Origin of the sequence: Maribacter algae, assembly GCF_047345745.1 — a bacterium.
Lineage (GTDB): Bacteria > Bacteroidota > Bacteroidia > Flavobacteriales > Flavobacteriaceae > Maribacter.
Genome location: NZ_JBLFES010000003.1, coordinates 541025 through 559539 on the forward strand (window position 1 = coordinate 541025; position 18515 = coordinate 559539).

Consider the following 18515-nt stretch of genomic DNA (forward strand, 5'->3'; position numbering starts at 1 on the left):
TTTTAAAATATTAAATTGTTCTTAGATTTTAGTTTGTTCGCCTCTACTTCGTAAGCGGCCATGATTTTTGGCATGCTAGTTACTTTTCTGAGTATTTCTTTATTTTGAAACGCTTCGCCCTCCTCTATTTTCAAAAAATAATCTACATCCTTTAATTCCGGGACCAATTTGGGCGTTGTCGCCGTAGGTTCATTTTGGAACAAATCATTATTAGGCAAAAATTCTTGTTCCGTACTTTGGTTGGAAACCAACATGAGATACCTGTCATTGTAATCGTCCTGCCATTCGAACAAAGGAAAAGTCCGTGTTTTGCCCAAATCCAAATCTGACCTAACGCGCTTAAATTTGGCGTTTAGATTTAGATTTAGTTGATATACTATAGCGTAATCCTCCAAAGTACTATGCAGCGCAATTAAAAGAAATGAATCGTCGTAAAAGTCATCGTTAATTTTATAGACTGCTCCCATAAAAAAATGTAAGCGGTAAATATAGGATTATTAACCAATAATGCCTAAAAAGTATGTCTCATTAAAGTGAATGAAAAGTTACGATAACGTTAGAGTCTCTCGATGAGAGTAGAAAATTACTCCATTTTGTCCTGTAAAGCGAAAAATGCCCTTTTAGAAGCGCGTTCCTCCGCCTTTTTCTTTGAAGTAGCACGTGCCTTGGAAACTACATTACCGGCAATGGACAGTTTTACGGCAAAATGTTTTAATGGATCTTTCCCGGTATCTTCATAAACGTTATAATTGAAAGTTTTCTTTTGCTTTTGGCACCACTCTATGACCAAACTCTTATAACTGATGACCCTGCCTTCTAACTGTTCTATATCCACATAGGGCTCAATAACCCTTTTATTAATGAATTTTTCACAATAAGCATAGCCCCTATCCAAATAAATAGCCCCGACCAAAGCCTCAAAAACATTGCCATGAATGTTTTCCCCAAAGTGGGATTTTGGAATTCTACTTTCCACATATTTGATCAACTTCAGGTCCTTTCCTAATTCGTTCAAATGCTCCCTACTTACTATTTTAGAGCGCATTTTTGTCAAGTAGCCCTCATCCCCGTTCGGCACTTCATTATACAGGTGTCTGGAAATTATGGTTCCCAGCATAGAATCTCCTAAAAACTCCAACCTTTCGTAATTCATAGGATTGCCATCCTCATCCTTTTTGTTCATGGAGCGATGAAGAAATGCTTTCTTGTAGTACTTTATGTTCTTGGGCTTAAATCCTAAAATCTTTTTGATTCCCAAAAAAAAATTCCCATCCTGTTTCGGATGGGAATTGAATATGTTTTTAGGAAAAGTCATAAATACCTTAACTGATTTTTTTGAAAACGACACAGGCGTTGTGACCTCCGAATCCGAAAGTATTGCTCATGGCTACTTTTACATCTCTTTTTTGTGCCTTGTTCAATGTAAGGTTCAGCGAACTATCTATATTTTCATCTACCGTGGTGTGATTTATGGTAGGGGGTACCATACCGTGTTCCATTGCCAAAATGGAGGCAATGGCCTCTATGGCTCCGGCAGCACCCAACAAGTGCCCCGTCATGGATTTGGTAGAATTGATATTGATGTTCTTAGCATGCGCACCAAAAACTTCTGAAATAGCTTTCAATTCCGCAACATCTCCTAATGGTGTAGAAGTACCGTGCGTATTAATGGCATCTACTTCATCAATATTCAATCCGGCATCATTGAGGCAATTTTGCATTACTCTAACAACGCCTATCCCCTCCGGGTGCGGCGCGGTCATATGGTAGGCATCGCTAGACATTCCCCCTCCGGCTACCTCGGCATATATTTTTGCCCCTCTTGCCTTGGCATGCTCATATTCTTCCAGAATCAATGCACCGGCACCTTCACCGAGTACAAATCCGTCCCTAGTGGCATCAAAAGGTCTTGAGGCCGTTTCAGGACTTTCGTTGCGTGTAGAAAGTGCGTGCATGGCACCAAAACCTCCCATTCCGGCGATGGTCACGGCAGCTTCACTACCTCCGGTGACGATTACGTCACAATGTCCTAACCGAATGTAATTCAAAGCATCTATCATTGCATTGGCAGAGGATGCACAAGCGGAAACTGTAGTATAATTTGGCCCCATAAAACCATGTTTTATGGAAATGTTGCCAGGTGCAATATCCGCAATCATTTTCGGTATAAAGAAAGGGTTGAACCTAGGCGTTCCATCACCTTGGGCAAAGTTCATCACCTCATTTTGAAAAGTCTCCAGACCTCCGATACCGGCACCCCAAATAACACCGACACGAAATTTATCGATTGCTTCTAAATCTAGATTGGCATCTTTGATCGCTTCATCCGAAGAAATCAACGCATACTGTGCAAATCTATCCAGTTTGCGACCTTCTTTACGTTCAAAATGGTCTTCGGTTTTATAGTTTTTTAGTTCGCAAGCAAACTTTACCTTAAACTTTTCAGTATCATAATATGTAATCGGTGCAGAACCACTTTTACCATTTACAAGACCGTTCCAATACTCCTCAATATTATTACCGATTGGGGTAAGTGCTCCCAGACCGGTAACTACAACTCGCTTTAATTGCATTGAACTTTTTTTAAGTTTAAAAGATAAACCAAGTGTAAATTAAAAAAAATTATCCATGCGGAGCATTTACCACATGGATAATTTGAATTCTATTTATGAAATCATAAAATTACTTCGCTTCTTCTATATAGCTAATGGCTTGGCCAACAGTTGCGATATTCTCAGCTTGATCATCAGGGATTTGAATATCGAATTCCTTTTCGAATTCCATAATCAATTCTACAGTATCCAATGAATCTGCCCCTAAATCGTTAGTAAAGCTAGCTTCTGATACCACTTCGTTTTCATCAACTCCTAGTTTATCAACAATGATAGCTTTAACTCTTGATGCAATGTCTGACATAATAATATTGGTTTTAAAAATTTTAAATTGATGGCAAAAATAAAAAACTTTGGATTAAATACACGAATTCACGTTAAAATGTATGGTAATTTAAGAAAATTAAACCTTCCTCTACTCATTTGACCCAAAATAATGGCCTTGATTTTTGCGCTATGGCGCATGGTTCAATAAATTCTTCTTGTGCTACTTTATTCCCTTAAGGAATCCTAGTTTACCTATTGACGAGCTTGTGCTACTCAACTTATTTATTTCTTTGGCTTACTTTTGCCTTGTTTTGTAATCGTATTTGGCCGGTCTAACTTAAAATCTATTTCTTTTGAACACCAAACGAATTGTTCTTTTTGCTTCAGGTTCGGGTTCTAATGTTGAGAACATTGTAAACTATTTTAGTGATAAGCCCCACATTACGGTTACTGCAGTTCTCACTAACAAAAGGGATGCCAAAGTATTGGACAGGTGTAACCGATTGAAAATAAATGCATTGTATTTTAATAAAATTGCTTTTTTGGAGAGCGATTGTGTGTTGGACATTCTAAAATCACTTCAACCGGATTTGATAGTGTTAGCTGGTTTCCTTTGGAAAATACCAAAAAATCTAATCGAAGCCTTTCCGAACACCATCATAAACATCCATCCTGCCCTGCTGCCAAAATATGGGGGAAAGGGAATGTATGGCATGCATGTGCACCAGGCGGTAAAGGAAAATAAGGAAACCGAAACCGGGATTACGATACATTTTGTGAACGATAATTATGATGAAGGGGCTGTTATTCACCAAGCCAAAACGAAAATTGAACCGGATGATACTCCGGAGCATATTGCAGCCAAAGTACATCAACTGGAATACGAGCATTTTCCAAAAGTAATCGAGAAGTTATTGGCCTCCCCCGAAAATGCTGGAAAAGCATTTTCGACCCCTCCCAAGGAGGGGTGAAAAGTATGGATTTTAATTAAGCAGGTATGGCTAAAAAGGAAAAATTCTATGTAGTATGGAAGGGGAAACGTCCAGGAATATACACCACTTGGAATGATTGCAAAGCGGCAATTTCTGGATACAAAGGGGTTGAGTATAAGTCTTTCCCAACCTTTGAAATGGCTAAAAAAGCCTTTAATGGCAATTACGAAGAATACAAGGGCAAGAAAAAAGGAGCGTCAGCACTTTCACCGGAAGCCTTATTGAAAATTGGCCAGCCTAACTACAACTCCATTTCCGTAGATGCCGCTTCCAGTGGCAACCCCGGAGTTATGGAATATCAAGGTGTGGATACCAAAACCAAAAAAAAACTTTTTAAGCAAGGCCCTTTTCCACAAGGTACCAACAATATTGGCGAGTTTTTAGCCATCGTACACGGTTTGGCTTTTTTAAAGGAGCGCAAAAGCAACCGCATTATTTATACCGATTCACGAACCGCAATGAGTTGGGTACGCAAGAAAAATTGCAATACCAAATTGGCAGAGACCAATGAAAATAAAGCTTTGTTTGATTTGATTCGTCGTGCTATCACTTGGCTCAAAAATAACTCCTATAATACGCCTATCGTGAAATGGGAAACCAAAGCTTGGGGAGAAATTCCTGCGGATTTTGGGAGGAAGTGATTAATTTTTGCTCTTAAGGTTTTTCGTAATTATTCATTCTTACATGAATTCATTTGGTGTCATTAGCCAATCAAAACCGTATATTTGCAGCTTAATTTTTAAGACCAATATGGGTAAGCTTTTGATAGTAGGTTCGGTAGCTTTTGATGAAATTGAGACCCCTTTCGGCAAAACCGATAAAATTTTAGGGGGTGCCGCCACTTTCATTAGCTTGGCTGCTTCACAATTTGATGTTGAATCCGGAATCGTTTCCGTTGTGGGTGATGATCTTCCGGAAGATTATCTAAATCTATTAACGGCCAAAGACATTGATATTTCTGGTATAACTATAGTAAAAGGAGGCAAAACCTTTTATTGGAAAGGGAAATACCACAATGACCTCAACTCACGTGACACCCTAATTACAGAGTTAAACACGCTGGCGGATTTCAATCCCGTAGTTCCGGATAATTATAAAGATGCCGATGTTTTGATGTTGGGGAATTTACATCCTAACGTACAGCTCAGTGTAATTAATCAGATGGAAAAACGACCAAAACTCATCATATTGGATACCATGAATTTTTGGATGGACAATACGTTGAACGAACTCTTGGAAGTTATAAAACATATAGATGTAATTACCATTAATGATGAGGAAGCACGTCAACTTACGAACGAGTATTCATTAGTGAAGGCGGCACAGAAAATTTATGATATGGGACCAAAATATGTGGTCGTAAAGAAAGGGGAGCACGGCGCCTTACTTTTTCACAAGGATGAAGTCTTTTTTGCTCCGGCCTTGCCCTTGGAAGAAGTATTTGACCCGACAGGAGCAGGAGATACTTTTGCAGGTGGATTTTCAGGTTATTTGGCCGGAACAGACGATATTTCTTTTGAAAACATGAAAAATGCAGTAATTCATGGTTCTAATCTGGCATCGTTCTGCGTAGAACGTTTTGGAACGGAGCGTATGGTAAATTTAGAAAAGACAGAAGTGAACAAAAGACTGCATCAATTTAAAGCATTAACACAGTTTGACATTGAATTACAATAACCCCACGCCCCAAATTAGGGGCTTTTTTAATCTCTATAGCAATGAGTGACGCTATTAAGCATGAGTGTGGCATCTCCGTTATCCGATTACTCAAGCCTTTGGAATATTATAAGGAAAAATATGGAACGGCATTTTATGGTGTAAATAAAATGTACCTCATGATGGAAAAACAGCATAATCGAGGACAGGACGGTGCCGGTTTTGCAAGTATAAAACTAGATGTTGAAGCTGGGCAACGCTACATGAGCAGGGTACGTTCTTGTGAACAGCAACCTATACAGGATATCTTTGCGCAAATAAACGACCGTATCAATACGGAGCTTACGGCACACCCGGAATATGAGGATGACGTGGCCTTGCAAAAAAAACACATCCCCTATATAGGAGAATTGCTTTTAGGACATGTACGTTATGGCACTTTTGGTAAAAATAGTATAGAAAGTGTCCACCCTTTTCTACGCCAGAACAACTGGATGCACCGTAACCTTATCGTTGCCGGAAATTTTAACATGACCAATGTCAATGAACTTTTTGACAATCTGGTTCAATTGGGGCAGCATCCGAAGGAAATGGCCGATACGGTTACCGTAATGGAAAAAATAGGACATTTTTTGGATGATGCCGTTGCCAAAATCTATAAACAGGTAAAAAAGGAAGGCTATTCAAAGCAGGAAGCCTCGCCACTTATAGCAGAACGATTAAAGGTCTCCAAGATATTAAGACGCGCTACTAAAAATTTTGATGGCGGCTATGCCATGGCAGGTCTATTGGGCCATGGAGATGCCTTTGTCCTAAGGGACCCGGCAGGTATAAGACCGGCATATTATTATAGGGATGATGAAGTTGTAGTGGTGGCGTCTGAAAGACCAGCCATACAAACCGTTTTCAATGTTCCTTATGAAAGCGTACAAGAGTTGGAGCCGGGCCATGCCATTATCGTAAAGAAAAATGGAAACTATGCCATAAAACAAATTATAGAACCTTCAGAACGAAAAGCATGTTCCTTTGAGCGTATTTATTTCTCCAGGGGGAGCGATAAGGAAATATATCAAGAAAGGAAAAAACTGGGAAAACTTGTCTTTCCACAGATTTTAAAGGCTATTGATCATGATATTAAAAAAACGGTGTTTTCCTATATTCCAAATACCGCTGAGACATCATTCTTTGGTATGGTCAAAGAAGCTCAAAATTACCTGAACAAAAAGAAAGAGGAGCAAATTTTAGCATTGGGCTCCGGTATGACCAGCGAACAACTACACGAAATCTTGGATGTACGCCCAAGAATTGAGAAAGTGGCCATCAAAGATGCAAAACTCAGAACTTTTATTACACAGGATAGCAGTAGAGATGATTTGGTAGCGCATGTTTATGATATCTCGTACGGTTCGGTGAAAGAAGGAGACAACCTTGTTATTATTGACGATAGTATCGTTAGGGGGACTACGCTTAAAAAGAGTATTCTCAGAATTTTGGATCGCTTGTCCCCAAAGAAAATTATCGTTGTTTCCTCCGCCCCACAAATACGTTACCCGGATTGTTATGGCATAGATATGGCCAAATTGGAGGACTTCATAGCGTTTAGGGCTACTTTGGAATTACATAAGGATAATGATTCTATGCATTTGGTGGAAGAAATCTATAAGAAGTGTTTAAACCAAACAAAGTCCAAGGACAAAGATGTCATAAACCATGTGAAAGAATTTTATACTCCTTTCACCGCAGATCAAATTTCAAAGAAAATCGGGGATTTATTGAGTCCGAAAGATATTAAAGCGGAAGTACAAATTATTTATCAATCCATCTCCAGTCTACACGAAGCTTGTCCTAAAAATTTAGGTGACTGGTATTTCACAGGAAATTATCCTACCCCCGGTGGCAATCGGGTTGTAAATAAGGCATTTATCAACTTCTACGAAGGCAAAAACGAAAGAGCATATTGATACACGAAATCGATGAAATACATATGAATAGTGTATTTCATCGACGAAAACGGTCTTTAATCGACTGAATGATTTTTTTGGGCAAGAGCCACTCTATTTTAGACTTGCCATAGCATAAGTAGGTTAAGTTCATGGTAAGATTTGGGGCAAAAAAGGTGGAGACTTCTCCACCTTTTTTATTTATATCCACTTCATAATCCTCCTATTATCTCCTCTTTCTTTCCCGTTATTCTTTTGAAGCGTAGTTTAACCCAAATATTGGGTTTTAAACTAGTACCTTTTTTTTAGGACCGCAAGCAGTTTACTTTTGAAGAACCATAGCATAAGTAGGTTAAGTTCATGGTAAGATTTGGGGAAAAAGGTGGAGCTACGCTCCGCCTTTTTATTTTTCATCCAAACAGTTGAGTATATTAAAATTCCTTTCATAAATCTTACTTCAACGAGTTTTGATTCTCTGCTATCGTTTGTAAGGGAATATTTCACAAATAGTATTTCAGCCAAGGATTCCGGCGTTCGTCCATTAGCTTTTTTAGAAGTAGTGCCTTCTTATATATTTGGAGGACCATAGCATAAGTAGGTTAAGTTCATGGTAAGATTTGGGGAAAAAAGGTGGAGCACTGCTCTGCCTTTTTTATTTAACAATTGTAGCTTGCCAGCCTGCCATTTATCGAGGAAGTGCCGTATTTACTACCTTGTTCCGATACCTATGAACTCAAAATTTCTTAAAATTTCTTTTTTTATTTCCCACAATACCAGTAATTTAGTCTTGCCATAGCATAAGTAGGTTAAGTTTATGGTAAGATTTGGGACGAAAAGGGTGGAGATTTCTCCACCCTTTTCTATATATAACAACCAAAAAACCACTTAAAGATTTCTCCCTAAGTGGTTCCTACATAATGTTTTGACGAGTATATTTATTTACTTGTTCGCAGCATATAATTTTGATACTTCATCCCAATTTATAATATTAAAAAAGGCATTAACGTAATCCGGTCTTCTATTTTGATAATTCAAGTAATAAGCATGTTCCCAAACATCTAGGCCTAGAATTGGATAACCTTCGCATCCAACTCCCGGCATTAGCGGGTTGTCTTGATTAGGAGTGGAACAAACCTCAACTTTACCTCCTTTGTGAACGCATAGCCAAGCCCATCCGGAGCCAAAACGTGTGCCTGCCGCATTGCTGAATTTTTCCTTGAATGCATCGAACGAGCCAAAAGCGTCATCAATAGCACTTGCCAATTCACCACTTGGAGACCCACCTCCGTTTGGAGAAAGAATATTCCAAAATAGGGAATGGTTATAAAAACCGCCGCCATTATTTCTGACAGCTCCATTATTCATATCTAAGTTGGAAAGTATGTCCTCAATGGATTTTCCTGCCAGATCTGTTCCTTCAATGGCACCGTTTAATTTGGTGGTGTACCCGTTGTGGTGTTTTGTATGATGTATTTCCATTGTCCTTGCATCTATATGAGGCTCCAAAGCGTCATAGGCATAAGGCAATTTTGGTAATTCAAAAGCCATAATTTTTTGTGTTTTTATGTTAATAAATGTTGTCCTTCAAATTTACAGATTTTAACATTTAGATTCCGCTAATAATTTGTTAAGAACTATGCTTTAATCCTTATTTTGCAGGTAAAAATAAGTGTTGGGCAGCCCCTTTAAAATATATAATGCTTCTGCAGGTTCCGGAAAAACGTATGCACTGTCCAAAGCTTACCTTAAAATAGTGCTTTCTGCCCCTAATAGTTTTAAGCGTATTCTCGCCATCACGTTTACCAATAAAGCCGTAAACGAGATGAAAAATCGAATTTTGGACAGTCTATATCAATTTAGCACTACGGATCGGGAACAAAATCTGTCCCCGTTATTCCATGAGTTATCAAAAGAACTAAAATTAACGACCGAAGCACTTCGGAATTTAAGTAAACTCAGACTAAAGGAAATTCTTCACAATTATGCCTTTTTTGATATCTCAACTATAGACAAGTTTACGCATAGGTTAATTCGCACCTTTGCAAAAGACTTAAAACTTCCCCAGAACTTTGAAGTTGTCCTGGACAGGGATTTGCTTTTGGACGAAGCTGTGGGACGTGTCATTGCAAAAGCCGGCGAGGATATGAAACTCACCAGAATCTTAATGGATTTTGCTTTGGAAAAAATTGATGATGACCGAAGTTGGGACATCGGATATGACTTGTTGAAAATAGGACAATTATTGTTCGATGAGGCCAATCTAACCCACATACAACATCTTGAAGACAAAAACCTGGAAGATTTTTTGAAGCTGCAAAAACTACTTCAGAAGAATATAAAGTCCTCCCAAGAAAACGCCACTGCCATCGCAAAGGAAACGCTCCTTTTTATTGAACAGACCGGACTGGATAATACTGATTTTCCAAGGGAAACGCTTCCAAATCACTTTAAAAAAGTAAAGGATGGCGTTTTTGCTCCAAGTGTGCTATACAGCAACAAACTTGAAGAGAATTTAAGGGCTGGGAAAATCGTAAAAGCCAATGTAGAACAGCCCGCTCCGGAAATAGCTTCGGAACTCTTACAACGATACATTCATCTAAAAGAACAGGTATACAACATTGGCTATTTGTCAAATGCCTATCGAAACTTGGTGCCTTTGACACTTCTGAACGAGATTCGGAAAGAACTAAAGGCTGTTCAGCTGGAAAAGGACCAGCTTTCTATCTCCGAGTTCAATACCATTATATCCAAAGAAATAAAAACTCAGCCTGCTCCTTTTATTTACGAACGCTTGGGTGAAAAGTATCGCCACTATTTTATTGATGAGTTTCAGGATACTTCAGAAATGCAATGGCAAAATCTCATTCCTTTGATCAGCAATGCCTTGGAAGGAGCCGATGAGCAGGGAAAACAAGGCTCTTTATTTTTAGTGGGCGATGCCAAACAGGCCATATATAGATGGCGGGGCGGGAAAGCAGAGCAATTTCTTGAATTAATGACGGAAAAAGTGCAGCCTTTTTCAATTAAAGGCGACCAAAGACAACTCCCAAAAAATTATCGCAGCCAAAATGAAATCATCAATTTCAACAACCTTTTTTTTCAAAATGCTAGTGCTTTTTTAGATGACCCTATATATCAAGAACTGTTTGTAAAAGGAAATCAACAAGAAACCAATGATAAGGAAGGTGGGCATGTAAAGCTTACTTTTTTGGAGGAGGAAACAGAGGAAGATTACGGTCAAAAAACCTTGGAGACCATTGAAAACGTTCTTTTAAAAGGATATGATTATAAGGATATCTGCATCCTCACCCGCAAGAAAAAACACGGTGTTGCCCTGTCCAATTTTTTAATGAACAAAGGCATCCCTATTATTTCCAGTGAATCCCTTTTATTGTCCAACAGCCCACATATTCAATTTTTAGTGAATCTTTTACGGTTCATGCTCTATCCTGAAGCAGAGGAAATAAAGTATGAAATATTACGCTTCCTCTATGGCGAAAAAGAAGATGCACATACACTCATTCACAAAAGACTGCCCTTTGTGGAAGAGGTATTACAAAATGAATACGGTTTCAATGTTCAAAAGTTTCAGGAAGAAGCTTTATACGATGGTTTGGAAATCGCCATTAAGGCTTTTGATTTGGCAAAAACCTCAAGTGCCTACATTACCGCTTTTATGGATTTGGTCTGGGAGCTGGGTCAAAAGCAGAATCCCGATGCACAATCTTTCTTAAACTATTGGGAAAAGAAAAACAGGACTTTAAGTATTAGCACTCCGGATAATATCAACGCAGTGCAGGTCATGACCGTTCATAAGTCCAAAGGTTTGGAATTTCCCATCGTCATCTATCCTTACGCCAATACCTATATCTTGGAAGAGATTAATCCCAAACTGTGGGTTCCCGTAAAGGCAGAATCATTTTCGGGTTTTAAAGAACTGCTCATCAACAAGAAGAAAGAGGTCGCGGAATACGGAACATTGGCAGCGGCCCTGTATTATGAAGAAGAACATAAATTACAATTAGATGCATTCAACCTCTTATATGTGGCCCTTACGAGAGCTATAGCCGGACTTTACATTATAACAGCCAGAGATTTAAAGAGAGACGGTTCCTACAAAACTGAAAATTATTCAGGGCTCTTTATACATCACCTGAATCATTTGAACAAATGGAATCCAGAAACACTGGATTACGAATTTGGTACCTTATCCGCTAAAAACGAAAAAATCATTACGGCTGATGTTAATTTGGATATACCTTATATAAACACCCAAAAAAACCGCTCCAGTTTTAAAATTCTCACCAAAGCCGGAATGCTTTGGGAAGCCGGTAAAACAAAGGCCATAGAAAAAGGAAATATCATTCATGCTATATTGGGTGAAATACGTTATGCAGAAGATGTTGACAATGCTATTGAAAAAGCCATGATAAAGGGTATCATCCAAAAGGAAGAAAAGCTTTTGGTAAAGACCGATATCTTAACGCTTGTGAATCATCCACAACTAAAGAAGTTCTATAGCGATGCCTACACCGTTTGGAACGAACGTGAAATATTGTTGAACAACAATACCTCCTTAAGACCTGACCGTGTCGCCATCAAAGAAAACAAGATCCATATCATAGATTACAAAACGGGTAGTAGGAACATAAAATATTCTGATCAGTTGGAAAGTTATGCCAAAGCCTATATAGATTTAGGTTTTGAGGTAGCTGACAAAATCATTGTGTATATTTCGGACGAAATTAAAATTGAACATATTTAGAGCTCATGTACGGAAAAATCAAAGAATTTCTTCAGGAAGAATTGGAAAGTATAAAGCAGGACGGACTTTATAAAAAAGAACGTGTTATTGTAACGCCCCAGGATGCGGTCATAAAAATTGATAGCGGACAAGAGGTCATTAACTTTTGTGCAAACAATTACCTAGGTCTTTCATCGCATCCGGAGGTAATACAGGCTGCGAAAGATACTTTGGACAGTCATGGTTTTGGCATGTCTTCCGTTAGGTTCATCTGCGGAACGCAGGATATACATAAAGAGTTGGAGGAAAAAATAGCGGATTTCTATGGTACGGAAGATACCATTTTATATGCCGCAGCATTCGATGCCAACGGTGGTGTGTTTGAGCCCTTGCTTAGCGCGGAAGATGCTATTATTTCAGATTCGCTCAACCACGCCTCTATCATTGATGGCGTTCGCTTATGTAAAGCAAAGCGTTACAGGTATGCGAATAGTGATATGGCAGACCTCGAAAAACAGCTCAAACAGGCCAATGAAGATGGAGCCCGGTTCAAAATAGTCGTGACGGATGGCGTGTTTTCTATGGATGGTCTGGTCGCACCTCTTGATGAAATATGTGACTTGGCGGATAAATATGATGCTATGGTCATGATCGATGAGTGCCACGCCACAGGATTCATCGGAGAGAAAGGAATAGGAACTTTGGAGGAGAAAGGTGTTTTGGGCAGGATAGATATCATCACTGGCACTTTAGGAAAAGCACTGGGCGGTGCAATGGGCGGATACACCACGGGGAAAAAAGAAATTATAGAAATTCTTAGACAACGCTCAAGACCCTATTTATTTTCCAACTCCCTAGCCCCGGCAATTGTAGGTGCGTCCATAAAAGTTTTTGAAATGCTGAAGAACGATACGTCGCTTCGGGACAAACTACAAGAAAATACGGAATACTTTAAGAAAGGGATGAAAGATGCCGGTTTTGATATCATTGATGGGGATTCGGCAATTGTACCAGTAATGCTATATGACGCAAAGCTTTCCCAAAAAATGGCCAACATGCTCTTGGAAAAAGGTATTTACGTCATTGGGTTCTTTTATCCCGTTGTTCCCAAGGAAAAGGCTAGGATTCGAGTACAGCTATCGGCTGCGCATACCAAAGAACATTTAGACATCGCGATAAAGGCATTTATTGAAGTTGGGAAGGAGTTAAAAATCGTTTAAATGCACTGTTTGCTCTGTCAAATGCGTTAAAAAAAATAGGAAATTGATTTTGTTAATAATATTTAACAACTTACATTTGCAGCTAATAAACACTTAAACTTAAAAATTTGAACATGAAACATCTTAGCAAATTATTAGTTGTTGCCCTGCTTTTTGTAGGTTTTAACAGCATACAAGCGCAAGACGAGAATAATCCTTGGCAAGTACAGTTCGGGGTTAACGCGATTGACGTATATCCTACTGGGGATGTAAGTTCTTTTGGCAATGAATTCTTTAATGCGACAGATCACTGGAACATTCTTCCTTCTATCTCTTATGTAGGTGTATCCAAGTATGTAGGCAATGGCTTCGCTATTGGAGCAAGAGGTTCCTTAAACAGAATAAGCAAATTAGGAGACGTTGCCGTTGACGATCTTTCTCATTATGCTATAGATGGTACAATAAAATATGATTTCATCAAAAGAGCTACGGTAATCGATCCTTTTATTGAGATTGGTGGTGGTTATACTTGGGTTGATGAAATTGGAGCTGGTACTGTAAACGGTGGTCTTGGTTTGAACATTTGGTTTTCTGAAAATCTAGGTCTTACATTACAATCTACCTATAAGCACGCTTTTGAAGATTATGGTGTTAAGCATTTCCAACACTTGGCCGGTCTTTCTATCAAATTTGGTGGAACTGACACAGATGGCGATGGAATATACGATAAAGATGATGCTTGTCCAGAAGTTGCTGGTCTAGAAGCATTCAACGGATGTCCAGATGCTGATGGTGATGGTATAGAAGATAGTAAAGATAGCTGTCCTAACGAAGCTGGTTCTAAAGAAATGAACGGTTGCCCAGATGCTGATGGCGATGGTGTTGCCGATAAGGACGATGCTTGTCCTAACGAGGCTGGTCTTGCTGCTTTAGCAGGTTGCCCAGATGCTGATAGTGATGGTGTTGCCGATAAGGATGATGAGTGTCCTAACGAGGCTGGTCCTGCTGAAAACAAAGGATGCCCATGGCCAGATAAAGATGGTGACAGCGTGCTTGATAAAGACGATGCTTGTCCAGATGTTGCCGGTACTGTTGCAAACAACGGTTGCCCTGAAGTAACGGAAGAAGTTCAAAAGCAATTGAACGATTATGCAAGAACTATCTTGTTTGATACTGGAAAAGCTTCCTTGAAAACTGAAACAGTTTCTGTATTCGTTGACATTATCAAGATATTGAACGAGTATCCAAACTCTAAGTTTACTGTAGAAGGTCATACTGATAGCGTTGGTAGTGCAAAATTAAACCAATCTTTATCTGAAAAGAGAGCTAACTCTGTTCGTGACTTCTTAGTTAAGGAAGGTATCGCTGCCGATAGATTGACTGCAATTGGATACGGTGAGGACAAACCTATCGCTACCAACAATACAAGAGCTGGTAGAGCACAAAACAGAAGAACGGAAATCAACTTAGTAAAATAAGGGATTTCTATAAAACTTAAGTGTTTTATATAAAATTAAAGCTCCGCAAATTGCGGAGCTTTTTTTATTTTTAGCCTATGCTGAGTTTTATAGATGAAGTAGTCGATGATGTTTGGGAAAAATATGACCATATAAGCGAACTTATCTTTGTCTTACCCAGCAAGCGCGCCGGTAATTTTTTGAAGACCGCAATTTCGAAAAAGGCCGGGAAAACACTTGTTGCTCCACATATCTATAGTATTGAGGAATTCATAGAGAAACTCTCAGGTCTCACCTACGCCAGCAATACCCAACAACTTTTTGAACTTTATGAGGCTTATCTCCAAACAGGTACTTTTGAAAAAGATTCTTTTGATACCTATCTTCAGTGGGCACAGACAGTATTACAAGATTTTAATGAAATAGACCGCTATCTAATCAATGCCGAAAAACTGTACTCAAGCCTTTCCGCTATTCAAGAAGTGAACCATTGGTCGGTTTCTGGTGAACAGACGACATTGATGAAAAATTATCTTCATTTTTGGAATCACTTAGAACATATCTATACCAATTTTAATACAAATCTTTCCAGTAAAGGTATAGGTCATCAAGGTTTGGTCTATAAACTGGCATACGAGAAACTTCCAGATTATTTGAGAAGTATAAAAACCCCACATATTTTTCTCGGTTTTAATGCACTGAACACATCTGAAAGCAATATCATTCAAACCATACTAGCGCAATCCGATTCACGGATATATTGGGACATAGACCCTTACTTTTTGAATGATTCTTTACACGACGCCGGCCTGTTCATTCGACAACATCAAAAGAAATGGGATTACTTTCAAAAAAACAGTATTAACGGCTTAAGCAATCATTATCTAAAAGGAAAAAACATAGAAGCTATCGGTGTTCCTAAAAATGTTTCTCAGGCCAAATACGTGGGTACGTTGCTGAACACGCTAAATACCAATAATCCAGGGCTTAAAAATACTGCCGTAATACTCGCAGATGAAAACCTATTAGGGCCTTTGCTTAATGCCATCCCTAAAGAAATCCCTTCAGTAAATATAACAATGGGACAAAAATTGGCGACGATTCCAATAGCATCTTTTTTTACTGACTTGATTGAATTTTTTGAAGCAGAATCCAAAAAAGGTTGGTTTTATAAAGATTTTCTGAATTTCTTGTTACATCCTCTTTCAGCAACCCTGTTACAGGATTATACAACCCTTAAGGAGAATTTGATCAGTGCTATATCAAAACGAAACATCATCTACGTTACCAAGGACTTTATTCGAAACATTGTGAAAGAACCCGTTCCTTTCTTTACTATTTTGTTCGAAGATAAAATGATGACCCCTTCTCTTATCTTAGAAAAAAGCCAGCAATTAATATTATTGTTCAAAGAAATTTTTTCCGAAGAGCAAAATGCCATGGCGTTGGAACAGCTCTATAAATTTTATAATCTTTTCAATCAGATTCAAGGTATCACAACCCAATATTCATATGTAAGCAGTATCAAAGCCTTCAAAAACCTTTTTCAAGAACTACTGTCCTCCGAAACTTTGGATTTTCAAGGAGATCCTATAAAAGGGCTACAGATTATGGGTATGTTGGAAAGTAGAAACCTTGACTTTGAAACCGTCATCCTCACATCGGTCAATGAAGGCATATTGCCTTCGGGAAAGTCCAACAACTCCTTTATTCCGTTTGATTTAAAAATAGAGCATGGATTGCCCACTTACAAAGAAAAGGATGCCGTTTATACGTATCACTTTTATCGTCTTTTACAACGGGCCAAAAATATATATCTCATTTATAATACGGAGCCTGATGTTTTGGAAGGGGGAGAAAAAAGTAGGTTGATCACCCAACTTTTAACCGACGAAAATCGAAAGGATATCATAGAAAAAATAGCTGCACCAACTATAACCCCAATACAAACCATAACGCAAGTAGTGCAAAAATCCAAAGACCTACATCAAATGATATTGGATAAGGCAAAACGTGGATTTTCCCCGAGCTCCCTCAGCAATTATATCAGAAACCCAATAGATTTCTACAAACAGAATATCCTTGGAATAGATGAATTGACTTCCGTAGAGGAAAATGTAGCAGCGAATACTTTCGGAACAATTGTGCATGATACCTTGGAAGAAATTTATACTCCGTATATATCCAAGGAACTTTCAAAAGAATCGTTATTGTCCGCAAAAACCAAAATTGCCCCCATTGTCAGGGAAAACTTTAAAAAAACCTATTTTGACGGAGATATTAGTACGGGGAAAAACTATTTGTCCTTTCATGTCATCATAAAATATATCGAAAATTTTATCGATTTAGAAATAGCCCAAATAGAAAAGCATAGCATAAAAATCATAGGTCTAGAGCGGGAATTAAATATTCCACTATCCGTCCCCGGGATAGACACACCCGTTATTATGAAAGGAAAACTGGATCGCATTGATGAATTTGACGGAAGCACAAGAATCATCGATTATAAAACAGGGAAAGTAGAACGCCGTAATGTTGAACTGATAGATTGGAATCTTGTTACAGAAGATTATGCATTTAGCAAAGCGTTCCAATTATTGTGCTATAGCCTTATGTATTCTACTGTTACGGACAGTAGAGATATTCATGCAGGAATCATTTCGCTCAAAAACCTGAAAGAAGGTGTCTTGTTATTTTCAAAAAAAGATTCCGTAAGAGGACCCAAAAAAAATATCATAGATGCTGCTATCCTTAAAGAGTTCGGAGAACATCTTCTTCAATTGATACAGGAAATATGTAATCCCAATATTCCCTTCACGGAAAAAGAAGTCTAAATTTATTTTTTATCCGGTCTTGTTGGCCTTACCTCTATTTTACTTGGTAAGGTCCTAGGATGCATTAGCAGTAAATCCAATACCAACTTCCCTATATCTTCTGGCTGAATCTTCCAGGCATCTTTATCCGAAGGGTCGTTGTCATTGAAATGTGTTGAAACGGAGCCGGGCATAATGGTAGATACTTTAATATCATATTTTCTCAAATCCAACATGGCCGCCTGGGTGAAGCCTACTACTCCGAATTTAGTTGCATTGTAGCCAGCACCGGTCGCAAAAAAATTAGTGCCGGCCAAACTTGCTAACGTTATATAGTATCCTTTCGATTTTTTCAGAGCCGCTACAGAAGCTTTTAATGTATAGAAAACACCATTCAAGTTTGTGTTGATCATTTGATTCCATTTATCGGATGATAATTCATCCACCGGAGCAAAATGGCCCACACCTGCATTGGCCAAAACAACATCCAACTTTCCCCACTTTTCCAAAATACGATTTATGGCTTCCTCTTCGTTCTTTAATTCTCCAACATCGGAAACCAAGCCTATAACATTTTCTTTTCCGAGTGCTTCAATGGCATTTGCTACACTCTTTTCACTTCTTCCACTGATGGCCACTTTCATTCCTTTTTCCAACAAGGTTTTTGCTACGCCAAGTCCTATTCCTTTTGTTCCTCCAGTGATGTAGGCAACTTTATTTTTTAAATTCATTTCTGTACGGATTGAATAACTCCATAAAGTTAGGTATTAAAACTGTTTTAAGGAAGGGAACACCATCGAGAGTACGAGACTTTTAGACCTCTTTTAATAACGCT

General features: G+C 38.6%; 14 protein-coding genes. 8 read left to right on the top strand and 6 right to left on the bottom strand.

What is annotated here, in order from left to right; genetic code table 11:
• Positions 1-2: 2 nt before the first annotated feature.
• The 4 genes from ACKWBX_RS13990 to ACKWBX_RS14005 all read right to left on the bottom strand — a co-directional run bounded on the left by ACKWBX_RS13990 (position 3) and on the right by ACKWBX_RS14005 (position 2916).
• Positions 3-467 carry an IPExxxVDY family protein gene (locus ACKWBX_RS13990; protein ID WP_413969327.1) on the bottom strand — a complete coding sequence of 155 codons (465 nt, stop codon included), beginning with the start codon at positions 465-467 and terminating at the stop codon, positions 3-5.
• A gap of 116 nt (positions 468-583) precedes the next feature.
• Positions 584-1315 (bottom strand): ribonuclease III, encoded by a 732-nt coding sequence (gene rnc, locus ACKWBX_RS13995; protein WP_413969328.1) that lies wholly within the window; start codon positions 1313-1315, stop codon positions 584-586.
• A 7-nt stretch (positions 1316-1322) separates the two neighbouring features.
• A complete protein-coding gene (gene fabF, locus ACKWBX_RS14000) occupies positions 1323-2573 on the bottom strand; it encodes a beta-ketoacyl-ACP synthase II (RefSeq protein WP_413969329.1) in 1251 nt (416 codons plus the stop codon).
• A 109-nt stretch (positions 2574-2682) separates the two neighbouring features.
• On the bottom strand, positions 2683-2916 hold the full coding sequence (locus ACKWBX_RS14005; protein WP_047247024.1) for an acyl carrier protein: 234 nt from the start codon (positions 2914-2916) through the stop codon (positions 2683-2685).
• Between the two features lie 316 nt (positions 2917-3232).
• Here ACKWBX_RS14005 and purN point away from each other — a divergent pair, with 316 nt between their 5' ends.
• The 4 genes from purN (at position 3233) to ACKWBX_RS14025 (ending at position 7488) form a co-directional block, all read left to right on the top strand.
• The gene (purN, locus tag ACKWBX_RS14010; RefSeq protein ID WP_413969330.1) at positions 3233-3850 is read left to right on the top strand and encodes a phosphoribosylglycinamide formyltransferase; all 618 of its coding nucleotides are present in this window, start codon (positions 3233-3235) and stop codon (positions 3848-3850) included.
• Between the two features lie 26 nt (positions 3851-3876).
• Positions 3877-4512: a ribonuclease H1 domain-containing protein gene (locus tag ACKWBX_RS14015; RefSeq protein WP_413969331.1), complete on the top strand. Its 636-nt coding sequence runs from the start codon at positions 3877-3879 to the stop codon at positions 4510-4512.
• Between the two features lie 109 nt (positions 4513-4621).
• A complete protein-coding gene (locus ACKWBX_RS14020; protein ID WP_413969332.1) occupies positions 4622-5548 on the top strand; it encodes a PfkB family carbohydrate kinase in 927 nt (308 codons plus the stop codon).
• A gap of 41 nt (positions 5549-5589) precedes the next feature.
• Positions 5590-7488 carry an amidophosphoribosyltransferase gene (locus tag ACKWBX_RS14025; protein WP_413969333.1) on the top strand — a complete coding sequence of 633 codons (1899 nt, stop codon included), beginning with the start codon at positions 5590-5592 and terminating at the stop codon, positions 7486-7488.
• 918 nt (positions 7489-8406) lie between these two features.
• Here the strand turns inward: ACKWBX_RS14025 and ACKWBX_RS14030 are convergent.
• Positions 8407-9015, bottom strand: a complete 609-nt coding sequence (locus ACKWBX_RS14030) for a superoxide dismutase (RefSeq protein WP_413969334.1) — start codon at positions 9013-9015, stop codon at positions 8407-8409.
• Between the two features lie 121 nt (positions 9016-9136).
• Between ACKWBX_RS14030 and ACKWBX_RS14035 the strand changes: the two genes are divergently transcribed.
• The 4 genes from ACKWBX_RS14035 (at position 9137) to ACKWBX_RS14050 (ending at position 17701) form a co-directional block, all read left to right on the top strand.
• Complete coding sequence (locus ACKWBX_RS14035; protein WP_413969335.1) at positions 9137-12232, top strand: UvrD-helicase domain-containing protein; 3096 nt, start codon at positions 9137-9139, stop codon at positions 12230-12232.
• 5 nt (positions 12233-12237) lie between these two features.
• Complete coding sequence (gene kbl, locus ACKWBX_RS14040) at positions 12238-13431, top strand: glycine C-acetyltransferase (protein ID WP_413969336.1); 1194 nt, start codon at positions 12238-12240, stop codon at positions 13429-13431.
• Between the two features lie 113 nt (positions 13432-13544).
• A complete protein-coding gene (locus ACKWBX_RS14045) occupies positions 13545-14888 on the top strand; it encodes an OmpA family protein (RefSeq protein ID WP_413969337.1) in 1344 nt (447 codons plus the stop codon).
• Between the two features lie 77 nt (positions 14889-14965).
• Positions 14966-17701 (top strand): PD-(D/E)XK nuclease family protein, encoded by a 2736-nt coding sequence (locus ACKWBX_RS14050; protein WP_413969338.1) that lies wholly within the window; start codon positions 14966-14968, stop codon positions 17699-17701.
• 2 nt (positions 17702-17703) lie between these two features.
• Here ACKWBX_RS14050 and ACKWBX_RS14055 read toward each other — a convergent pair whose 3' ends face one another.
• The gene (locus ACKWBX_RS14055) at positions 17704-18411 is read right to left on the bottom strand and encodes an SDR family oxidoreductase (protein ID WP_413969339.1); all 708 of its coding nucleotides are present in this window, start codon (positions 18409-18411) and stop codon (positions 17704-17706) included.
• Positions 18412-18515: the final 104 nt, after the last annotated feature.